The following is a 19,803-nucleotide window of genomic DNA, read 5'->3' as shown; positions in this document are numbered from 1 at the left end:
TCCCCGCTTTTAATCCACAGCCCGCTTCTTTACACTAACAGCCGATTAACAGGCCCCGTGGAGGCACCATGCACTGCCCCTTTTGTAACGCAACCGAAACCAAGGTGATCGACTCCCGTCTGGTGGGCGATGGCCTGCAGGTGCGCCGGCGGCGGGAATGCAATGCCTGCCGGGAGCGTTTTACCACCTTTGAAACCGCCGAGCTGGTGATGCCGCGTATCATCAAGACCAGCGGCATTCGCGAACCCTTCAACGAAGACAAGCTGGAAGCCGGCATGCAGCGGGCGCTGGAAAAGCGCCCGGTGAGCACCGAGGCCATTGAGCAGTCCATCAGCCGCATCAAGTCGCGGCTGCGGGCCACCGGCGAGCGGGAAGTGCCGTCGGAGCTGGTGGGCAACCTGGTGATGGAAGAGCTCAAGCAGCTCGACAAGGTCGCCTATATTCGCTTTGCCTCGGTTTACCGCTGTTTTGAGGATCTGCGCCAGTTTGGCGAAGAGATAGCCCGCCTGGAGCAATAAGTGTTCACTACCCAAGACGCGCACTGGATGGCCAGGGCGCTTGAGCTGGCCCGCCGTGGCCGTTTTACCACCAGCCCCAATCCGGCGGTGGGCTGTGTGATCGTGAAAGACGGTCAACTGGCGGGCGAGGGCTTTCACCGGCGTGCCGGTGGCCCCCATGCCGAGGTGTTTGCCCTGCGTGCCGCCGGTGAGGCCGCGCGCGGCGCAACCGCCTATGTGACCCTGGAGCCCTGCTCTCATCACGGCCGCACCCCGCCCTGTGCCCAGGGACTGATCGACGCCGGCGTGGCCAGAGTGGTGGCCGCCATGGTGGATCCCAACCCGCAGGTGGCCGGTCGTGGCCTGGCCATGCTGCAGGAAGCGGGCATTCAGGCCGAGGCCGGACTGATGACAGAGGCCGCCGAGGCGGTGAATGTGGGTTTTCTGCACCGCATGCGCACCGGCCGGCCCTTTGTTACCCTGAAGCTGGCCGCCAGTCTTGATGGACGCACTGCACTGGCCAACGGCGAAAGCAAGTGGATCACCGGACCCGCCGCCCGGCGCGATGTGCAGCGCCACCGGGCGCAAAGCTGCGCCATTCTCTCCGGCGCCAACACCGTATTAATGGACGACGCCGCCCTCAACGTGCGCTGGCAGGAGCTGCCGGCCTCGCTGCGCCATGACTATGCCGAAGCCGAACTGCGTCAGCCCCTGCGCATTGTGATCGACACCCAAAACCGGCTGCATGCCGGGCTCAGGCTGTTTGCGCAGCCCGGCCCTGTGCTGCTGCTGCGCGGCGAGGTGACCGGCGGTTTTGGCGATGAGGTGGAAGAATGCGTGCTGCGGCTTTCTGCCAGTGGCAAGCTGGATCTTGAGCTGCTGCTCGACGAGCTGGGCCGGCGTCAGCTTAATCACCTCTGGGTAGAGGCGGGGGCCACTCTTGGGGGGGCGCTGTTTACTGCCGGTCTGGTGAATGAACTGATTGTGTATCAGGCGCCCATGCTGATGGGCAACCCGGCACGGGGCCTGCTGGCTCTGCCGGAATTTACCGCCATGAGTCAGCCGCCAAGGCTGGCCTGGCAGGATTGCCGCCTGGTGGGTGGCGATCTCAAACTGACTGCAAGGGTAATCGACTGATGTTTACCGGTATTGTTGAAGCCACCGGCACCCTGGCCGCCATTGAGCGAAAGGGTGCCTCCTCGGTGATCCGCATTCACTGCCCGGGGCTGGATCTGTCCGACGTCGCCCTGGGCGACTCCATCGCCACCAATGGCGTTTGCCTCACCGTGACCGAACTGGGCAAGGATTATTATTGCGCCGATGTGTCGATTGAAACTCTTAATCGCACCGGCTTTGCCGACTATCAGCCGGGCCAGGCGGTCAATCTGGAAAAGGCGCTGCTGCCCACCACCCGGCTCGGCGGTCATCTGGTGTCCGGCCATGTGGACGGCGTGGGCCGCATCAGCAAAAAGGCCAAAGTGGGGTTTGCCATTGAGCTGTGGATCGACGCCCCGGCCGAGCTTTCCCGCTATATTGCCGAAAAGGGCTCCATTACCGTGGACGGCATCAGCCTGACCGTGAACGCGGTATCGGGCGCGGCCTTTAAATTGACGCTGGTGCCCCATACATTGAATAACACCACACTGAACGACTGGCAGGTTGGCCGCAGCGTCAACCTGGAAGTAGACATTATCGCCCGCTACCTGGAGCGCCTGCTGACCGGCGGCCAGACTCAGGCCGGTGGCGGACTCACCCTGGCGACCCTGGCCGCCAGTGGTTTTGTGAAATAGCGGCTAACCGAATTACTCAAGGGGAACATCATGGCCTTAAGCAGTACCCAGGAAATCATCGACGACATTCGTCAGGGCAAAATGGTCATTCTGATGGATGACGAAGACCGGGAAAACGAAGGCGATCTGATCATGGCCGCCGAGCACGTGCGTCCGGAAGACATCAACTTTATGGCCAAATACGGCCGGGGCCTGATCTGCCTGACCCTGACCGAGAACCGCTGCCGTCAGCTCGACATTCCCCAGATGGTGAGCCGCAACACCGAGCAGTTCTCCACCGCCTTTACCGTGTCCATCGAGGCCGCCGAAGGGGTGACCACCGGCATTTCCGCCGCCGACCGCGCCCGCACCGTGCAGGCTGCCGTGGCCAAGGACGCCAAGCCTGCCGATCTGGTGCAGCCTGGTCATATTTTTCCGCTCAAGGCCCAGAACGGCGGCGTGCTGACCCGCGCCGGCCACACCGAGGCCGGCTGTGATCTGGCCCGGCTGGCGGGCGTGGAGCCGGCGGCGGTGATCGTGGAAATTCTCAACGAAGACGGCACCATGGCGCGCCGCCCGGATCTGGAAAAGTTCGCCGAAGAGCACGGCCTGAAGCTGGGCACCATTGCCGATCTCATTGAGTACCGCAACCAGAATGAAACCACCATAGAGCAGGTGGCCCGCTGCAAGCTGCCCACCGATCACGGCGAGTTCGAGCTGGTGACCTTCCGCGACACCATCGACAACCAGGTGCACTTTGCCCTGCGCAAGGGCGAGATCAAGGCGGATCAGCCGGCCTTGGTGCGGGTGCATATTCACGACATGCTCACCGATGTGCTGATGACCGACCGCCACGCCAGCCGCAGCTGGCCGCTGGACAAGTCGATGGCGCGCATTGCCGACGAAGGCGGCGTGCTGGTGATCCTCGGCAAGGAAGAAACCCCGGATCACCTGCTGTCTGTGGTACGCATGTTTGAAGCCGCCGACAAGGGCGAGCGCCCGGAAGCGGCCAAGCGTCAGGGCACGTCACGCCGGGTGGGCGTGGGCTCGCAGATCCTGCGCGCCATGGGGGTGGGCAAGATGCGCCTGCTGAGCTCGCCCAAGCGTTACCACGCGCTGTCGGGCTTTGGCCTGGAAGTGGTGGAATACGTCACCGAATAAGGCCGGATCACCGGCATACCGTTCCGGCCGGCATCATGCCGGCCGGACTTTTTGTGAGAGCCTTTCAATGAGCAAGCTGCTGACCCGCGCCGACTTTACCGACATGCCCTGGAAAAACGGCGGCGGCACCACCCGCGAGCTGTTCCGGCTGCCCGCCGGTGGCGAGTTCGATCTGCGCCTGTCCATGGCCCGGGTGGGACAAAGCGGGCCCTTTTCGTATTTTCCCGGCGTGGATCGCGTGCTGATGCTGCTGAGCGGCGACGGCTTTGCGCTCGATCTGGCCGGTGAGCCGCACCGCCTGGACACGCCCTTTGCGCCGCTGCATTTTGCCGGTGAGCAGGCGGTGCACTGCCGGCTGCTGGGCGGGGAGTGTCTCGACTTCAACCTGATGGTCCGCCGCGACTGGGGCAGGGCCAGCCTGCGGGTGCACCGGCGCCGGGCCGGCGAGGAGTTTATCAGTGACGGCGCGCCGGCCCGGCTGCTCTATGAGCACGGCGACGAGCCCCGTTTGTGGCTGCTGGAACCGGGCGAAGTCCTGAGCCTGGCGCCCGCCGAGGCCTCTCGGCCGTTGATCGAAATTGAGCTGTACCCCCATTCACTGACGGAGACCCGCCATGCTTGAGTATCTGTGTCACGACACCGCCGCCAACCCCGATACCTGCGTGATCTGGCTGCACGGCCTGGGGGCCGACGGTCACGACTTTGCCCCCATCGTGCCCGAGCTGGGACTGCCTGCCGGTGCGGCGGTGCGGTTTGTGTTTCCCCATGCGCCGGCCATGCCGGTGACCATCAACGGTGGCATGGCCATGCCCGCCTGGTATGACATTCTGGCCATGGATATCGACCGCAAGGTGGATGAAGCCCAGCTGCGCGCCTCGGCGGCGGCGGTGACTGAACTGATTGAACAGCAGATTGCCGCCGGCATCGACAGCCGGCGTATTGTGCTGGCGGGCTTTTCCCAGGGCGGCGCCGTGGCCTATGAGGCGGCGCTGAGTTTTGACCAGCCCCTGGGCGGACTGATTGCCATGTCGACCTATTTCGCCACCGCCGATAGCATAATGCCTAGCGATGCCAACCGTGCGCTGCCCATTCTGGTGCTGCACGGCACGCAGGATCCGGTGGTGAGCGAGCAGCTGGGGTTGCGGGCCTGCCGCGCCCTGGAAGCCCTCGGCCATGTGCCCGAATATCACAGCTACCCCATGCCGCACGCGGTGTGCGCCGAAGAGATCGCCGATATTTCCCGTTTTCTGTGCCGCTGTCTGGCACTCAAATAAGCAAAAGGAACCCTAATGAACATTCAGGAATTGCAGACCAAGCTGGCCGATGCGCCGGAAACCATTGAGTTCGCCGAAGTAATGGCGCTGATTGACGGCTTTTACGAGTTTCATCCGGTGGCCTTTACCAATGGCGATCAGCATAACGACGCCGGCCAGAACAACGGCTCCTGCAAGCTGTTTGCCTTTGCCCGGCTGCAGGGTTTTGACCAGCAGCAGACCCTGGCCTGCTTTGGCGCCTTCTATCGCAACGACGTGCTCGGCAACCCGGACGGCGACGATCACCAGAACATTCGCAACTTTATGAAAACCGGCTGGGCGGGCATCGAGTTCAGCGGCGACGCGCTCACCGCGAAGTAAGCCTTTGTAGGCCCTTACCTCGTTCCCATGCTCTGCGTGGGAACGCATACCTTAATGACAGACAGTGCCGGCTTCATGGCCGGTACACACTCCCACGCCGGAGCGTGGGAGCGAGGCCAACTACCGACTATCTTCAGGCGTAGGTTGGGATGAGCGTAGCGAATCCCAACATTTCACTCATTCTCCTCTACAGATTCGAAATACTCCTTTCAGATTGAGTTTATGGAGAAAAGGGTCAACAATACCGGCCACAACCATATTATTTAATTAATAAAGGCAAGCATGGCCATTTGGGGAAAAGGACTTCGGGCGAAATCCATTTGGGCCCTGTTGCTGGCCTGTGTGCTGGCTTTTATTCCGGCCATTGGCATCGGCTGGCAGCTGTTGAGCGGCGTGCAGGAGCACTTTGGCCGCGCCTATGCAGAAAACTTCACGCGTTTAAACCGTCAGCAGATCCTGGTACCGCTCGTTCGTGAGCTGGCCTTGTCACGCCGTTTTGCCGATTCGGTATTAACCCGCCGGTGGCTTGCCGGCAAGGATGACGCCGGACTGTTTATGGATGAAGCCGAGGGGTTTGCCGCCGAATTCAGCAGCCACTCCTGGTTTTTGGTCAACGCCGCCAGCCGCGACTATTACTATCGTGCTCCCGAGCAGCCCTTTGATGCCAAACCCAGTTATCGCCTGGCTCCTGCCAGCGCCGAGGATCAGTGGTTCTTTAATCTTATGCAGACAGGCGAACGGCTTAATATTAATGTCAATCACGATGCCCGGCTTGGTACTACCCGGGTGTGGATCAATGTGCGGGTGGAAGGTGAAAACGGATCGCTGGGGCTGGCCGGCACCGGCATTGACCTGACCCGCTTTATCAACAATTTTATCGCCATTAACCAGCAGGGGGTCATGCCCATGATCCTCGACCGGGATGGCCGCTTTCAGGCGCACCCCGACGCCAGTCTGATCGCCCTGGGCTCGGCGGCGGGCGTGAATGACCAAAGCACGACCCTGCACGATATGCTGGATTCGTCCGGGCAGGAGCAGCGGCTGAGCCTGCTGCAGGCCCGGGCGGCGGATTCCGGTGATGTGGTCATGGACTGGTTCACCCTGAATGGCAAACGGCAGCTGCTGGCCCTCAGTTATATTCCAGAGCTGGACTGGTATCTGGTCACGGCGGTGGATCTGGGGCTGGCGCAGGTACTGGATCCCAGTCTGGTCAAGGTGGCACTGCTTGGCCTGGTGCTGATGCTGACCGTGTTGCTGCTGGGGCTGGCGTATGGGGTGGAGCGGGTGGTGCTGCGCCCGTTGCGGCGCCTGCAAGGCTCGGCCTCCGCCATTGCCGAGGGCAGCTATAATGTGTCGCTGCCGGCCCCCTCGGGAGATGAGATCGGTGATTTGAGCCGGGCTTTTGCACTGATGGCAAGCAAGGTACGCAACCATACCAAAGAGCTGGAACAAACGGTGCAAAGCCGTACGCAAGAGCTGGAGCGGGCCAACCGGCAAATGCGCCAGGCCCATCAGCAGATTAACGACTCCATCGATTACGCCAGCCTGATCCAGAAAGCCATTTTGCCCGACCGCCAGATGACCCGAGTGCTGGGTGAACATCATTTTGTGCTGTGGCATCCGCGGGATGTGGTGGGGGGAGATTTCTATCTGTTTCAGCCCGGTGAACAGGGATGCTTTCTGGTGGGGGTGGTTGATTGTGCCGGCCATGGCGTGGCCGGGGCACTGATGACCATGCTGGGTCGTGCCGCTCTGGATCATGCAGTGCGCGAGCAGGGGATGAACTCGCCGGCAGCCATTTTGCAGCTGGCGGATCAGACCCTCAGGGGCATGTTGCAGGACTGCGAGCTGCCCCGGGGCATGGCCACCACCATGGATGCCGGCCTGGTGTATGTGGACCCGCAGGCCCGGCAGCTGGTGTTTGCGGGGGCCAAAATGTCGCTGTATTGCAGCGATGGCACAACGGTGGAAGAGCACAAGGGTCAGCGTCGCAGCCTGCTGGACCGGCGCCGGGGCGTGTTTGAAGATCGGGTGTTGCCGGCCAGTGATGACAAGGTGTATTACCTGAGCACAGACGGCTACCTGGATCAGGCCGGCGGCGCCAAGGGCTTTGGCATGGGGGGCAGCCGGTTCCGGGAATTGCTGTGCACCCATGCACAGCGGCCCCTGGGCGAACAGGCCGAAGCACTGAAGCAAGCGCTGGATGAATATCGTGGCAATCATGCCCAGCGGGACGACATCACTCTGCTGGCGTTTCGAATGGAAGCCAACTTACAAGGAGTAAACCATGCAAGGCATAGATCTGCTGTCGATACGAGAGCAGTTTAATCAAAACCGTATTCTGCTGTGTTTTAACGGCCCCATTTCCCGCAGCCTGATCGAGGAAATTGGCAAGGCGCTGCGCAATTATCTGCAGGCCGATAATGCTCAGCCCGGTGCCGCCATGGATGTATTTGGCGTTTATATTGAGCTGACGCAAAATATTCGCCATTACGCCAGCCGCATGAATTACAGCGAATATGAAGGCTCGGCTACCGTGGTGGTGGCCCGGAATGAAGCCGGTCGTTACAACGTCATGGCCGGCAATCTGGTGGAGCTTGCCGACGGCGAGGCCATTTGCAAGCGACTTGAAGAATTGGCGGTCATGGACAGGAGTGAGCTTAAAGCCGCTTACAAGACCCAACTGCGCAAGCCCCGGGACGAAGGGAGTACGAATGGCGCCGGGCTTGGCTTGCTGGATGTGGCGCGCAAATCTGCTTCCCCCATGACGGCCCGTCTGGTGGAAATCGGCGAAGGGCGCGGATTTTTAAGTATTTTGGCGGTGGTATAAGTATGGAAACGGAACTGGCAATGAACACACTGGAAATAACCGGTACTCATTCAACGCCTGATGTTGTTTGCGATCCTGAGCATGGCACTGTGGCCATGAAGGGAGACTCCTATCCGGAAAATTCCTTTGAATTCTTTCAGGACATCATTGGCTGGATTGAACAATATCTTGCCAGCCGTACCGGTGCACTGCATCTGGAGCTGCATCTGGTTTACATGAACACCAGCAGCGTCAAGGCCATGATGGACATCTTCGACATGCTGGAAGCCGCCTTTGAAAAGGGGCGGAACGTGTCTGTGCAATGGTTTTTTGATCCGGAAAACGAGCGGGTGGAAGAGCTGGCCGATGAATTCCGGGAAGACTGCAGTTTCCCCTTTGAGGTGCTGGCTCATGGCTGAGTTGCCCTCGGACGAAGAGCTGGAGCGGTTGCTGGCACTGCCCGAGCATCGGAACAATCCGTTGTTGCCCTTGCTGATGGCGGTGGTGGAGCAAAACCGTGAGCAGCGCATTCGGCTGGAGCGCTTGCTGCGTATCTCCGACTGCAGCTACGGTATGGCGGTGTCCCACAGTCAGGACCTGCTGCAGCAGTATGATCGTCAGCTGAAACGGCTCGACAAGATCACCCGTATTTCCGATCGCTATCAGCGCAATCTGATAGAGCTGAACGAGCAGCTGCGTCATGCTGCCCTGAAGGATCCACTCACCGGCCTGGCCAACCGGCGCCAGCTGATGGAGCGGCTGTATGATGAGCAGGCCCGTTGCCGGCGTGGCCAACCGGCCTTTGCCCTGGTCATGATCGATGTGGATCATTTCAAGCGCATTAACGACGGTTTTGGCCACGATGTGGGTGATCAGGTACTGTGCCGGCTGGTGAACATGATCAGCTCGCAGTTACGTACTCAGGATCTGTGCGCCCGCTGGGGGGGAGAGGAGTTTATGCTGTTGTTGCCCCATACCGGCCTGGAGCCGGCCAAAGCCCTGCTTGAAAGGATGATGACGGCGATAGAGCAGTTGCGGCTGGACGCCATCCCTGAGCTGCAGTTAACGGTGAGTGCCGGGCTGACGGTATACCATGCTCAGGAGCCCCTGGATGACACCATTCGCCGGGCCGACCATGCGCTGATCCGGGCCAAGCAGTCCGGCCGGAACCGGCTGTGCATGGCCACTTCCGAAAGCGGCTAGCCGCTTCGAGATATCCGCAATGCCCGGCGGTTGCGGTACCATTCATATAGCGGCCGGCTGCGAAAGCTGAGCAGCGCCAGCAAAATCAGCACACATCCCATTATCTTCTGGGCCGGCATCGGCTCGTGATACCAGAACACGCTTATCAATACCGTCCATACCGGCTCCAGCATCATGATCAGCGCCGCATTGGCCACATTGCTGAACTTCTGTCCGGCACTCTGACAGAAAAAGCGCAGCGAGGTGGCCAGCAGCACGCTGGCGGCAAACCAGCCCCAGATATGGTCGGGGATCTGCCCGGGCCACTGTTCAAACAGGGCGGAGTAGCCCAGGTGCATAATGCCGGTGACCGCCAGTTGCACACAGGTGAGCGCCATGGGATCCACCCGACGGGAAAAGCGGCTGTTCAGGCTGAAATACAGCGCCAGTGACAGCGAGGCCAGCAAAAACAGCAGCTGCCCAAGCGACAGCGAGAATCCGTTGCCCGAGGTCAGCAAAAACAGTCCGGCCACGGCAATGGGCAGTGCTATCCAGAACTGGCGGCTGGGGGGCTCACGAAACATCAGCCAGGCCAGAGGCGGCACCATCAGCATGGCCAGGCTCATGATAAAGGCGCCCTCGCCAATGCCTTCACTGTGCGACACCGCCTGAATCCAGAAAATCAGGTTCAGGGTCATCACCAGGCCGATGCCCGCGGTTTTGAACAGGTTGGACAGGGAGGTGGCGCGCAGCTGCCGGTAACAGAAGGGCAGCAAAATGAGCGATGCCAGCACAAAGCGCCAGCCCACAAAGCCGGCCGGGGGCAGGGCGGTGATCGCCTCCTTGGAAAACAGCCAGCCCGCCGAGGCCAGCAGGGTAGCGGTTAAAATAAGCAGATCGCCGCGCCGTTCCGGCAGCATAAAAACCCCTTGAATAGCTTGATGTGAAGAAGAATTACGCGGCGGATCCGCCGCAAAACCGGACAATCGGACGCTTGTCTGATGTTGGCCTACTCTAAGGGATTTGTCCGGGCTTGCACACCTGCCCCGGCGTTTCTTTGTGAGCCGGGTAGCATGCCGGCCGGTAGCCTACGCTTTTTACAGGGTGCAACATGAGGCACCGGCAGGAGGAGAGCATGGCGGAGCATGACAAGGCTGCGGGCGGCGAACAGGATCAACCTCAGCAAATCGACATGGATCCCGGTGTCATCATGGAGCGGCTCGACAGCTGGCTCGACGGCGCCGTGCGGCTGGTGCCCAACATAGTGGTGGCGTTGCTGGTGCTGGCGCTTTTTTACGGCCTGGCGGTGCTGGTGCGGCGCATGGTGCTGGCCCATGCCCGGCGGCGGGAGCGGGAAAATCTGGGCGAAGTGCTGGGCGGCTTTGTCAAATGGGCCATGGTGCTGCTGGGTTTTTTGCTGGCGGCGACCATTGTCATTCCCAGCCTCAGGCCGGGAGATTTGATCGCCGGCCTGGGGGTGAGTTCGGTGGCCATTGGCTTTGCCTTCAAGGACATACTGCAAAACTGGCTGGCCGGTCTGCTGATCCTGCTGCGTCAGCCCTTTAATATTCGCGACCAGATAGAGGTGAACGGCCATCATGGCACGGTGGAGCGCATTGAAACCCGCGCCACCATCATCAAAACCCACGATGGCCGGCGCATTGTGATCCCCAACAGTGATATCTACACCAATGCGGTGCTGGTAAAAACCGCCTATGCCATACGGCGCAGCCAGTATGATGTGGGTATTGGCTATGAAGACGACATCGACCGCGCCTGCGAGCTGCTGGAGCAGGCGGTGGCAAAGGTGGAAGGGGTAAGCCCGGAGAAGGAGGTGCAGGCGCTGCCCTGGGATCTGGCCGCCAGCTGGGTCACCATTCGCGTGCGCTGGTGGACCGACAGCCAGCAGAGCACGGTGACCCGGACTCATGCCCGAGTGGTGAAGACCATCAAGCTGACCCTGGAAGGCGCCAATGTGGATATGCCCGGTGAAACCCGCCTGTGTCTGCTGCAGCGCCAGGACGAGGATGGCGCAGAGGGGGCGGCCACCGGCGACTGAGTGCTCTGGCGGCTGTGCGCAATGTCCGGCGGGAGACGCCCCCAAGGCTTTTGTCAATCGCCGATTGTGCTAGAATGTGCGCACTTTTCTGCAAACAAGGATTCCCATGAAGGTAATCGAAGGGCTGATGGCCGCACCTGAGGCCAAAGTGGCGATCGTGGTCGCCCGCTTCAACAGCTTTATCAACGACAGCCTGGTGGCCGGCGCCCTGGACGTGCTCAAGCGTCAGGGCCAGGTCAAGGATGACAACATTACCCTGGTACGGGTACCCGGCGCGGTAGAAATTGCCCTGGCCTGTAAAAAGCTGGCCAAAACCGGCAAGTACGACGCCATTGTGGCCCTGGGCTGCGTGATCCGCGGCGGCACCTATCACTTTGATCTGGTGGCCAACGAAAACAGCAAAACCATGAGCAGCGTGATGATGGATTATGAAATCCCCGTCGCCTTTGGCGTGCTGACCACCGAAAACATTGAACAAGCCATCGAGCGCGCCGGCACCAAGGCGGGTAACAAGGGCGCAGAAGCGGCCCTGAGCGCGCTGGAAATGATTAACGTCCTGCAACAGCTGGACTGAGAGGAGTACTGCATTGAAACCGTCTGAACGCCGCAAGGCCCGCCGTCTCGCCACCCAGGCCATTTACCAGTGGCAAATGACCAAAGACAACGTGGCCGACATTGCCCAGCAGTTTGCCCTGGAACAGGAAACCAAGGGTGTAGACATGGATTACTTCCGTGATCTGCTGTTTGGTGTGTCGGTACATGCCGACGATCTGGATGGCGTCTTTTCTTCTTACCTGTCCCGTCCGCTCGCCGAGCTGGACATGGTAGACAAGGCGGTGCTGCGGTTGGCCTGCTACGAGCTGACCCGGCGTGAAGATGTGCCTTATCGGGTCGTTATCAACGAAGCCATTGAGCTGGCCAAGGCGTTTGCCGCCGAAGACAGTCACAAGTTCGTGAATGGCGTGCTCGACAAGGTCGTCAAGCAGTTGAAAAAATAACAGAATGCACGGGAAAAAAGCCAGCTGAACGCTGGCTTTTCATTTTCTATGAATGAATTTGAAATAATAAAACAATATTTTACCGGCCACAGCGGTCGCAAGGACGTGATCATGGGGCCAGGCGACGACTGTGCCCTGCTGCAGATGCCACCCAATACCCTGCTGGCAGTGAGCACCGATACCCTGGTGGCGGACGTTCATTTCTTTGCCGATATGGATCCGGTGGCCCTCGGCCACCGGGCGCTGGCGGTGAATCTGTCGGATCTGGCGGCCATGGGCGCCGACCCCTGCTGGGTGTCGCTGGCGCTGACCCTGCCTGAAGTCAACGAGGCCTGGCTGAAGGGCTTTTGTGAAGGCTTCTTTGAACTGGCGGAATATTACAACGTGGCCCTGGTGGGGGGGGACATGACCCGGGGGCCGCTCTCTATTACCGTGACCGTGCACGGCTCTCTGCCCAGGGGCAAGGGGCTGCGCCGCGATGGCGCCCGGGCCGGCGACGGCATTTATGTGACCGGCACCCTGGGAGATGCGGCCCTGGGTCTGCAACAGCAGCTGGGCAAGATTGAGGTGAGCGAGTTTCACCAAGCCTTTGTGCGCACCAAGTTTGAACACCCGCACCCGCGTATTCTCGCCGGTCAGGCGCTGCGCGATATTGCCTCCAGCGCCCTGGACTTGTCTGACGGCCTGTTCGGCGATCTTGGCCACATTACCAAGGCTTCGAACGTGCGTGCCGTGCTTGAGCTGGAGCACCTGCCCCTGAGCCAGGCCATGCTCGACTCGGTGACACGGGAGCAGGGCTGGCAGCTGGCGCTGACCGGCGGCGACGATTATGAACTGTGCTTTACCGTGCCTGAAATGCACCGGGGGCAGCTGGAAGTTGCGTTGGCTCATTGCGGGGTCAAGTTTACCCGTATTGGTCGTATGGTGGCGGGTGAGCCCGGGGTAGAGCTGCATGCTGACGGCAAGCCCTACAAGCTGGCCGCCAGAAGCTGGGATCATTTCCGGAGCGGCGAATGAGAAAGCCCGAGCTGGCAGCGCTGAAGCTGTCCAACCCGCTGCATCTGCTGGCCCTGGGCTTTGGCTCAGGCTTAAGCCCGGTAATGCCCGGCACCATGGGCACCCTGGCGGCCGTGCCGTTGTACTTGCTGATGGCCGGCCTGCCGCTGTGGCTCTATGTGGCCTTGCTGATCGTCGGCTTTGTTGCCGGCATTAAAATCTGCAATGCCGCCACCACCGCCATTGGCCGCCACGATCACGGCGCCATTGTGTGGGACGAGTTTATCGGCTTTGGCGTGACCATGCTGGCGGCGCCGGCGGGCTGGAAATGGATTGCCATCGGCTTTGTGCTGTTCCGTTTCTTTGACATGGTCAAGCCCTGGCCCATCAGCTGGTTCGACCGCCGGGTGCACGGCGGTTTTGGCATTATGCTAGACGATCTGATCGCCGGCCTGTTTGCCCTGGCCTGCCTGCAGGGCCTGGCTTTATTGCAGCTGTAAGCCGTAAGCTGAGCTAAGTCAGTAGGTTGCGAATGAGCGTAGCGAATTCCAACATGCAGCCGGCGCCGCCGGTTGTGTTGTGATTCGCTGCGCTCATCACAACCTACTCATTCCCCATTCCCCATTCCCCATTCCCCATTCCCCATTCCCCATTCCCCTGGCGTTTTCCCCTGTTTTCTTTTGCTTACGCTTGCTTTATCTTTCAGTAAAGGTTTAGTCATAAGTTCTGCGTTATTTTTCATCACTTGTTAAATGTGCTGATAAATTGACGCTGTTCTATTCAATCAGTCTTTGTTTTTGGCGTAATGCCGGATTAGAATGCACCTGGATGTTATTGTTTTGTTGCGTTTGATACGGGTGGCACATTGCCGAATGAGGCTATATTGAAGGCACCTTGAAGCCCGGTCACTCCTCAGGCGCAGCAACGGGAGCAAAACCCGTTTAAGGATGAGCATGTCGCTACTGGAAGTAAAAAACCTGCGGATTGAATATCCGTCCCGTCACGGCGTGATGGCCGCCGTGGAAGATCTCTCCTTCACCATTGAAAAGGGTGAAATACTGGGCGTGGTCGGCGAGTCCGGCGCCGGCAAGTCGACCATCGGCAATGCTGTGATCGACCTGCTCAGCCCGCCCGGACGCATTGCCAGCGGCGATGTGTATCTGGATGGCGAGAAAATCTCCGCGCTGTCGCCCAACGCCATGCGCACGGTGCGCGGCAAGCGCATCGGCTTTATTTTTCAGGATCCCATGACCTCCCTGAACCCGCTGTTTACGGTGGAGTTTCAGATGGTCGAGACCCTGCTGGCCAATACCAGTCTCAGCCGCGAGCAGGCGCGCAAGAAAGCCATTTCCCTGCTCGATGCGGTGGGCATTCCCCAGCCGGAGCTGCGCATTCAGCAGTATCCGCATCAGTTTTCCGGCGGCATGCGCCAGCGGGTGGTGATCGCCATTGCGTTGTCCTGCGATCCGGAGCTGATCATTGCCGACGAGCCCACCACGGCGCTGGATGTGTCGATTCAGGATCAGATCCTCAACCTCATTCGCGGCCTGTGCAAGGAGCGTAACGTGGGCTGCATGCTGGTGACTCACGATATGGGGGTGGTGTCGAACGTTACCGACCGGGTGGCGGTGATGTACCGCGGCAAACTGATGGAAATTGGCCCCACGGAACGAGTGCTGGGCACCCCCGAGCATGCCTATACCCGCAGTCTGATCTCCGCCGTGCCCCGCTCCGACATCAAGCTGCGCCGCTTTCCGCTGGTGTCCTATATCGAGGACGCCAAAGAGAAAGCCACTCTGGATCTGAAACACCACTGGCTGGGCCAGAGTCAGGATCAGCGCGACTATGAAGGCGCCCTGCTGCGGGTGGAGCACTGCAATCTGCGCTTTGTGACCAAAGACTCGATTTTTCCGTCCCGCCGGGAATATCTGCAGGCCACCAATGATGTGAGCTTTGAAATTCACGAAGGTGAAACCTTTGGCCTGGTGGGGGAGTCCGGCTCCGGCAAGTCCACCATTGCCCGGGCCATTACCGGCCTGTATCCGCCCGATACCGGCAAAATCTGGTTCGAGGGCATAGAGCTCACCGCCATCAAGACCGAGCAGGAGCGCCGCCCGCTGCGCCGGCAGATGCAGATGGTGTTTCAGAACCCCTATTCGTCGCTCAATCCGCGCATGCGGGTGGCAGACATTATTGCCGAGCCCATTCGCTTTCACGGTCTGGCCGAGAGCGAGGCGCGAATTCGCGGCATTGTGGCCGATCTGCTCGACTACGTGGGGCTGGGCCGGGCCGCCGGGGTGAAGTTTCCTCACGAGTTTTCCGGCGGTCAGCGCCAGCGCATCTCCATTGCCCGGGCGCTGGCCACCCGGCCACGGCTGCTGATCTGCGATGAGCCCACCTCGGCGCTGGATGTGTCGGTGCAGGCGCAGATCCTTAACCTGCTCAAGGATCTGCAGGACGAGCTCAGGCTCACCATGCTGTTTATCAGTCACGATCTGCCGGTGATCCGGCAAATGTGCGACCGCATCGGGGTGATGAAAAAGGGCACCCTGGTGGAGGTGGCCGCCACCGAGCAACTGTTTACCAATGCCGCAGATCCCTACAGCCGCTCGCTGATCTCGCTGATGCCCGAATTCAAGGGCATGTCCCGGGAAGGGCTGGATATTTCGCAACAGGCTTAAGAGCGCAACATTAACTCAAGTAAATGGAGTGTTACATGAAAAAAGGACTCAACAAAATAGCTGCCGCCCTGGTGGCCGCCGGTGTCGCCTTCAGTGTGCAGGCCGCCGACATTACCATTGCCTACGATGCCGATCCGGTCTCCATGGACCCGCACGAGCAGATCTCGGGCGCCACCCTGGAAATGTCGCACCTGGTGTTTGACCCCCTGGTGCGCTGGACCAAGGATTTTAAATTTGAGCCGCGGCTGGCTGAAAAATGGGAACGGGTGGACGACACCACCATGCGCTTTCATCTGCGCCAGGGTGTGAAATTTCACAGCGGCAACGACTTTACCGCCGACGACGTGGTATGGACTCTTAACCGTCTGAAATCTTCACCCGACTTCAAGGCCATTTTCGAACCCTTTGCCGAAGCGAAAAAGGTGGATGAGTACACAGTGGATCTGGTGACCAAGGGCCCGTTCCCGCTGGTGCTGAATACCGTGACCTATCTGTTCCCCATGGACAGCAAGTTCTACACCGGCACCACAGAGGACGGCAAAAACAAGAGCGAACTGGCCAAGCACGGCAGCACCTTTGCCTCTACCAACCCTTCAGGTACCGGCCCGTTCAAGCTGAAGTTCCGTCAGCAGGGCGTGAAGGTGGAATATGAGCGCAACGCCGATTACTGGGACAAGAATTCCCCCGGCAACGTGGAGCACATGACCCTGGTGCCCATCAAGGAAGACGCCACCCGGGTGGCCGCCCTGCTGGCCGGTGACGTGGACTTTATCAAGCCGGTGTCCCCCAACGATCACAAGCGTGTGCAGTCTGCCGATGGCGTCAAGCTGGTGACCGAGTCGGGCACCCGCATTATTACCTTCCAGCTGAACCAGGATCGTTTTGAGCCGTTCCGGGATGTGCGGGTGCGCCAGGCGGTGAACTACGCCATTAACCAGGAAGGCATCGTCAAGCGCATTATGCGCGGCTTTGGCACCACCGCCGGCCAGCAGGCCCCCGCCGGTTATGTGGGTCACAACCCGGAGCTGGTGCCCCGCTACGATCTGGAAAAGGCCAAGGCGCTGATGGCGGAAGCCGGCTACGCCGATGGTTTCAAGATCAGCATGATCGCCCCCAACAACCGCTATGTGAACGACTACCGTATTGCCGAAGCGGTCAAGGCCATGCTGGCGCGCATCAACATTGATGTGGAGCTCAAGACCCTGCCGGTGGCCCAGTACTGGCCCGAGTTCGACAAGTGCGCCGCCGACATGCTGATGATTGGCTGGCACTCCGACACTGAGGATACCGCCAACTTCTCCGAATTCCTCACCATGACCCGCAACGAGGAAACCGGCCGGGGCCAGTATAACTGTGGTCATTATGCCAACCCCGAGCTGGACCAGCTGATTGAAGCCGCCAACGTCGAAACCGACGGTGAAAAGCGGGAAGTCATGCTGCAGAAGGCGGAGAAAATCCTCTATGACGATGCCGCCTTTGTGCCCCTGCACTGGCAGGATCTGGCCTGGGGCGCCCGCAACAACGTTCAGGCCGAAGCCGTGGTGAACGCCATGGACTTCCCCTATCTGGGTGATCTGGTCGTCGAAGAATAAGACCTGGGAATAGGGAGTAGGGAATAGGGAATAGGGAATAGGGAGCAGGGAGTGGGTTTTGCCATTCCCTAATCCCTAATCCCCAATCCCTTTTTTTCGTCCCAACTCCCGCAGTTGGAATTTAAAGCATGTTTACTTTTTTACTTAAACGGGTGTTTCAGGCCCTGGTGGTGATGTTTGTCATCAGTCTGGTGGCCTTCTCGATTCAGGACAACCTGGGTGACCCTCTGCGCGAGCTGGTGGGGCAGTCGGTGTCGGAAGAAGTGCGTCAGCAGATGCGCGATGAAATGGGCCTGAACGATCCCTTTATGGTGAAATACGGCCGCTTTGTCAGCCAGGCCGTGCAGGGGGATTTTGGCACCTCCTATTTCTTCAAGCAGCCCACCATTGAGGTGATTTTCGACAAGCTGCCGGCCACCCTGGAGCTGGTGTTCTGCGCCAGCATTCTGATTATTGCCCTGAGCATACCGCTGGGGGTGTATTCGGCCATCAAGCCCAGAGCCGTGCTGTCCAAAATCATTATGGGCATCAGTATTGTGGGCATCTCGGTGCCGGTGTTCCTGACCGCCATTTTGCTGATGTATGTGTTCTCCATCGAGCTGGGCTGGCTGCCTGCCTATGGCCGGGGCGAGCTCACCAGCCCCCTGGGCTGGGAGTCGGGACTGTTTAACTGGCAGGGATTCCGCAACCTGATTTTGCCGAGTATTGCGCTGTCGTCCATTATGCTGCCGCTGTTTATTCGCCTGGTGCGCTCGGAAATGCTGGAGCAGCTCAGCGCCGAATATGTGAAGTTTGCCTGGGCCAAGGGCCTGGATAAATACCGCATCTGGTTTATTCATGCGCTGAAGAACACACTGCTGCCGCTGATCACGGTCGGTGGGGTGCAAATCGGTACCATGGTGGCCTACACCATTCTGACCGAAACCGTGTTTCAGTGGCCGGGCATCGGTCTGTTGTTCCTTGAGGCCATTACCCGGGTGGATACGCCGCTGATCACCACCTACGTGATTTTTGTGGGCTTTATCTTCGTGGTCACCAACACCATTGTCGATCTGATCTACGGCCTGGTGAACCCCACCGTTAACCTGGCAGCAAAGGGATAAGCACATGAGCACCGAACTTTCTCAAAGCCGCTGGGCCCGTTTTCGCCAGTCGGACTTTCTTTATCATTTTCTGCGCGACAAGGTCGCCATGGTCAGCTTTGCGGTGTTTGTGGCGCTGGTGGCGGCGGCCTTTCTGTCGCCGGTTATCGCGCCCCATAACCCTTACGATCTGGCCACCATCGACATTCTTGACTCCGAGCTGCCCCCCAGCTGGCAGGACATGGGTGACGAACGTTTTGTGCTGGGCACAGACGTGCAGGGCCGGGACATTCTCAGCACCATTCTCTATGGCTCGCGGGTGTCGCTGATCATCGGTCTGGGCGCGGTGGCGCTGCAGCTGGCCATTGGCATCGTGGTGGGCCTGAGTGCCGGCTATTTTGGCGGGCGTATCGACAACCTGCTGATGCGGGTGGCCGATGTGCAGCTGTCGTTCTCCACCATGATGGTGGCGATCATCGTGTCGGCGGTGTTTCAGGCCACCCTGGGAGCGGACTTTTACGCCCAGTATGCGGTGCTGATGCTGGTGGTGATTATCGGTCTGGCCGAATGGCCGCAATATGCCCGCACCATTCGCGCCACCGTGCTGGCGGAGAAGAAAAAGGAATATGTGGAGGCGGCGCAGGTGATGGGCTTCAAGTCCATGCGCATCATGTTCCGCCATATTCTGCCCAACTGTCTGTCGCCCATTCTGGTGATCTCCACGGTGCAGGTGGCCAACGCCATCATGAGCGAGGCGGCGCTGTCGTTCCTGGGCCTCGGCATGCCGGTGGACAAGCCTTCGCTGGGGTCGCTTATCAGCATGGGCTTCAGCTATATTTTCTCCGGCTCTTGGTGGATCACCGCCTTTCCCGGCATCTATCTGGTGGTGCTGGTGCTGGTGATCAACCTGCTCGGCGACTGGCTGCGGGATGTGTTTAACCCCAAGATTTACAAAGGGTAACTGAAGCTGGAAGCTGTCAGCTTTAAGCTATAACTCGCTCCCACGCTCCCGCGTGGGAGTGTATACCGGGTCTCCAGTCGGCGCTGGTAGAGATTACGGTATGCATTCCCACGCAGAGCGTGGGAACGAGGTCACCCCTTGAGGGCCTTCCCAATACGTTACCCCCGCGAAGGTTCCAAAATACGTCGCCCCCGCGAAGGTTCCAAAATACGTCGCCCCCGCGAAGGCGGGGGACCATGTGTGGCCTGGCACAGTGCTACAGGCCGGCGCCGGGCTGCCTGCGCGGAAATGACGAAAAGGTAAACTCGCCCCTACGTTCCCGTAGTTTAAGTAGATAATACCTATATCGACAGAGTTCAAGCAACCATCGGTGTGCTCAACT

The 19,803-nt window shown here is 59.8% G+C and carries 21 protein-coding genes; 20 read left to right on the top strand and 1 reads right to left on the bottom strand.

Translation table 11 applies throughout. The features are described from left to right. The first annotated feature begins 68 nt into the window (after positions 1-68). From nrdR to siaD, 11 genes are all read left to right on the top strand, one after another. On the top strand, positions 69-518 hold the full coding sequence (gene nrdR, locus DA373_RS06215) for a transcriptional regulator NrdR (RefSeq protein ID WP_107851468.1): 450 nt from the start codon (positions 69-71) through the stop codon (positions 516-518). Next, positions 519-1,634, top strand: a complete 1,116-nt coding sequence (gene ribD, locus DA373_RS06210) for a bifunctional diaminohydroxyphosphoribosylaminopyrimidine deaminase/5-amino-6-(5-phosphoribosylamino)uracil reductase RibD (RefSeq protein WP_107851467.1) — start codon at positions 519-521, stop codon at positions 1,632-1,634. It abuts the gene before it with no gap. Continuing rightward, positions 1,634-2,287, top strand: a complete 654-nt coding sequence (locus tag DA373_RS06205) for a riboflavin synthase (protein ID WP_107851466.1) — start codon at positions 1,634-1,636, stop codon at positions 2,285-2,287. The genes ribD and DA373_RS06205 overlap by 1 nt, the downstream gene beginning before the upstream one ends. Before the next feature lie 30 nt (positions 2,288-2,317). Beyond that, complete coding sequence (gene ribBA / locus DA373_RS06200; RefSeq protein ID WP_107851465.1) at positions 2,318-3,427, top strand: bifunctional 3,4-dihydroxy-2-butanone-4-phosphate synthase/GTP cyclohydrolase II; 1,110 nt, start codon at positions 2,318-2,320, stop codon at positions 3,425-3,427. 67 nt (positions 3,428-3,494) lie between these two features. Further along, positions 3,495-4,049, top strand: coding sequence for a HutD/Ves family protein (locus DA373_RS06195; protein ID WP_107851464.1), 555 nt, complete (start codon positions 3,495-3,497; stop codon positions 4,047-4,049). Then, positions 4,042-4,701 (top strand): alpha/beta hydrolase, encoded by a 660-nt coding sequence (locus DA373_RS06190; RefSeq protein WP_107851463.1) that lies wholly within the window; start codon positions 4,042-4,044, stop codon positions 4,699-4,701. The genes DA373_RS06195 and DA373_RS06190 overlap by 8 nt, the downstream gene beginning before the upstream one ends. 15 nt (positions 4,702-4,716) lie before the next feature. Then, positions 4,717-5,061: a HopJ type III effector protein gene (locus DA373_RS06185; protein ID WP_107851462.1), complete on the top strand. Its 345-nt coding sequence runs from the start codon at positions 4,717-4,719 to the stop codon at positions 5,059-5,061. Positions 5,062-5,343: 282 nt separating this feature from the next. Continuing rightward, positions 5,344-7,389 (top strand): biofilm regulation protein phosphatase SiaA, encoded by a 2,046-nt coding sequence (gene siaA, locus DA373_RS06180; protein WP_107851461.1) that lies wholly within the window; start codon positions 5,344-5,346, stop codon positions 7,387-7,389. Then, positions 7,349-7,891, top strand: a complete 543-nt coding sequence (siaB, locus tag DA373_RS06175; RefSeq protein WP_107851460.1) for a biofilm regulation protein kinase SiaB — start codon at positions 7,349-7,351, stop codon at positions 7,889-7,891. Before siaA ends, siaB begins: the two co-directional genes overlap by 41 nt. Before the next feature lie 20 nt (positions 7,892-7,911). Then, positions 7,912-8,289, top strand: a complete 378-nt coding sequence (gene siaC / locus DA373_RS06170) for a biofilm regulation phosphoprotein SiaC (RefSeq protein WP_107851459.1) — start codon at positions 7,912-7,914, stop codon at positions 8,287-8,289. Continuing rightward, positions 8,282-9,073 (top strand): biofilm regulation diguanylate cyclase SiaD, encoded by a 792-nt coding sequence (siaD, locus tag DA373_RS06165; RefSeq protein WP_107851458.1) that lies wholly within the window; start codon positions 8,282-8,284, stop codon positions 9,071-9,073. Before siaC ends, siaD begins: the two co-directional genes overlap by 8 nt. Here the strand turns inward: siaD and DA373_RS06160 are convergent. Then, complete coding sequence (locus DA373_RS06160) at positions 9,070-9,972, bottom strand: DMT family transporter (RefSeq protein ID WP_107851457.1); 903 nt, start codon at positions 9,970-9,972, stop codon at positions 9,070-9,072. The genes siaD and DA373_RS06160 overlap by 4 nt on opposite strands. Before the next feature lie 215 nt (positions 9,973-10,187). Here DA373_RS06160 and DA373_RS06155 point away from each other — a divergent pair, with 215 nt between their 5' ends. The 9 genes from DA373_RS06155 to DA373_RS06115 all read left to right on the top strand — a co-directional run bounded on the left by DA373_RS06155 (position 10,188) and on the right by DA373_RS06115 (position 19,421). Beyond that, entirely contained in the window at positions 10,188-11,111 is a 924-nt protein-coding gene (locus DA373_RS06155; RefSeq protein ID WP_107851456.1) for a mechanosensitive ion channel family protein, read from the top strand. 106 nt (positions 11,112-11,217) lie between these two features. Next, a complete protein-coding gene (gene ribH, locus DA373_RS06150; RefSeq protein ID WP_014291642.1) occupies positions 11,218-11,685 on the top strand; it encodes a 6,7-dimethyl-8-ribityllumazine synthase in 468 nt (155 codons plus the stop codon). 13 nt (positions 11,686-11,698) lie between these two features. Continuing rightward, the gene (gene nusB / locus DA373_RS06145) at positions 11,699-12,109 is read left to right on the top strand and encodes a transcription antitermination factor NusB (RefSeq protein WP_107851455.1); all 411 of its coding nucleotides are present in this window, start codon (positions 11,699-11,701) and stop codon (positions 12,107-12,109) included. A gap of 48 nt (positions 12,110-12,157) precedes the next feature. Then, the gene (thiL, locus tag DA373_RS06140) at positions 12,158-13,126 is read left to right on the top strand and encodes a thiamine-phosphate kinase (protein ID WP_107851454.1); all 969 of its coding nucleotides are present in this window, start codon (positions 12,158-12,160) and stop codon (positions 13,124-13,126) included. After that, positions 13,123-13,605: a phosphatidylglycerophosphatase A gene (locus DA373_RS06135; RefSeq protein WP_107851453.1), complete on the top strand. Its 483-nt coding sequence runs from the start codon at positions 13,123-13,125 to the stop codon at positions 13,603-13,605. Before thiL ends, DA373_RS06135 begins: the two co-directional genes overlap by 4 nt. Before the next feature lie 453 nt (positions 13,606-14,058). Continuing rightward, complete coding sequence (locus tag DA373_RS06130) at positions 14,059-15,786, top strand: dipeptide ABC transporter ATP-binding protein (protein WP_107851452.1); 1,728 nt, start codon at positions 14,059-14,061, stop codon at positions 15,784-15,786. Positions 15,787-15,821: 35 nt separating this feature from the next. Further along, complete coding sequence (locus tag DA373_RS06125; protein ID WP_107851451.1) at positions 15,822-17,378, top strand: ABC transporter substrate-binding protein; 1,557 nt, start codon at positions 15,822-15,824, stop codon at positions 17,376-17,378. Between the two features lie 128 nt (positions 17,379-17,506). Next, the gene (locus tag DA373_RS06120) at positions 17,507-18,481 is read left to right on the top strand and encodes an ABC transporter permease (protein ID WP_107851450.1); all 975 of its coding nucleotides are present in this window, start codon (positions 17,507-17,509) and stop codon (positions 18,479-18,481) included. Positions 18,482-18,485: 4 nt separating this feature from the next. After that, entirely contained in the window at positions 18,486-19,421 is a 936-nt protein-coding gene (locus tag DA373_RS06115; RefSeq protein WP_107851449.1) for an ABC transporter permease, read from the top strand. The last annotated feature ends 382 nt before the right edge of the window (positions 19,422-19,803 follow it).

Source organism: Oceanimonas marisflavi, assembly GCF_003049725.1.
In the GTDB taxonomy this organism is placed as follows: Bacteria; Pseudomonadota; Gammaproteobacteria; order Enterobacterales; family Aeromonadaceae; genus Oceanimonas; species Oceanimonas marisflavi.
This window is presented reverse-complemented; position numbering and strand designations above follow the sequence as displayed.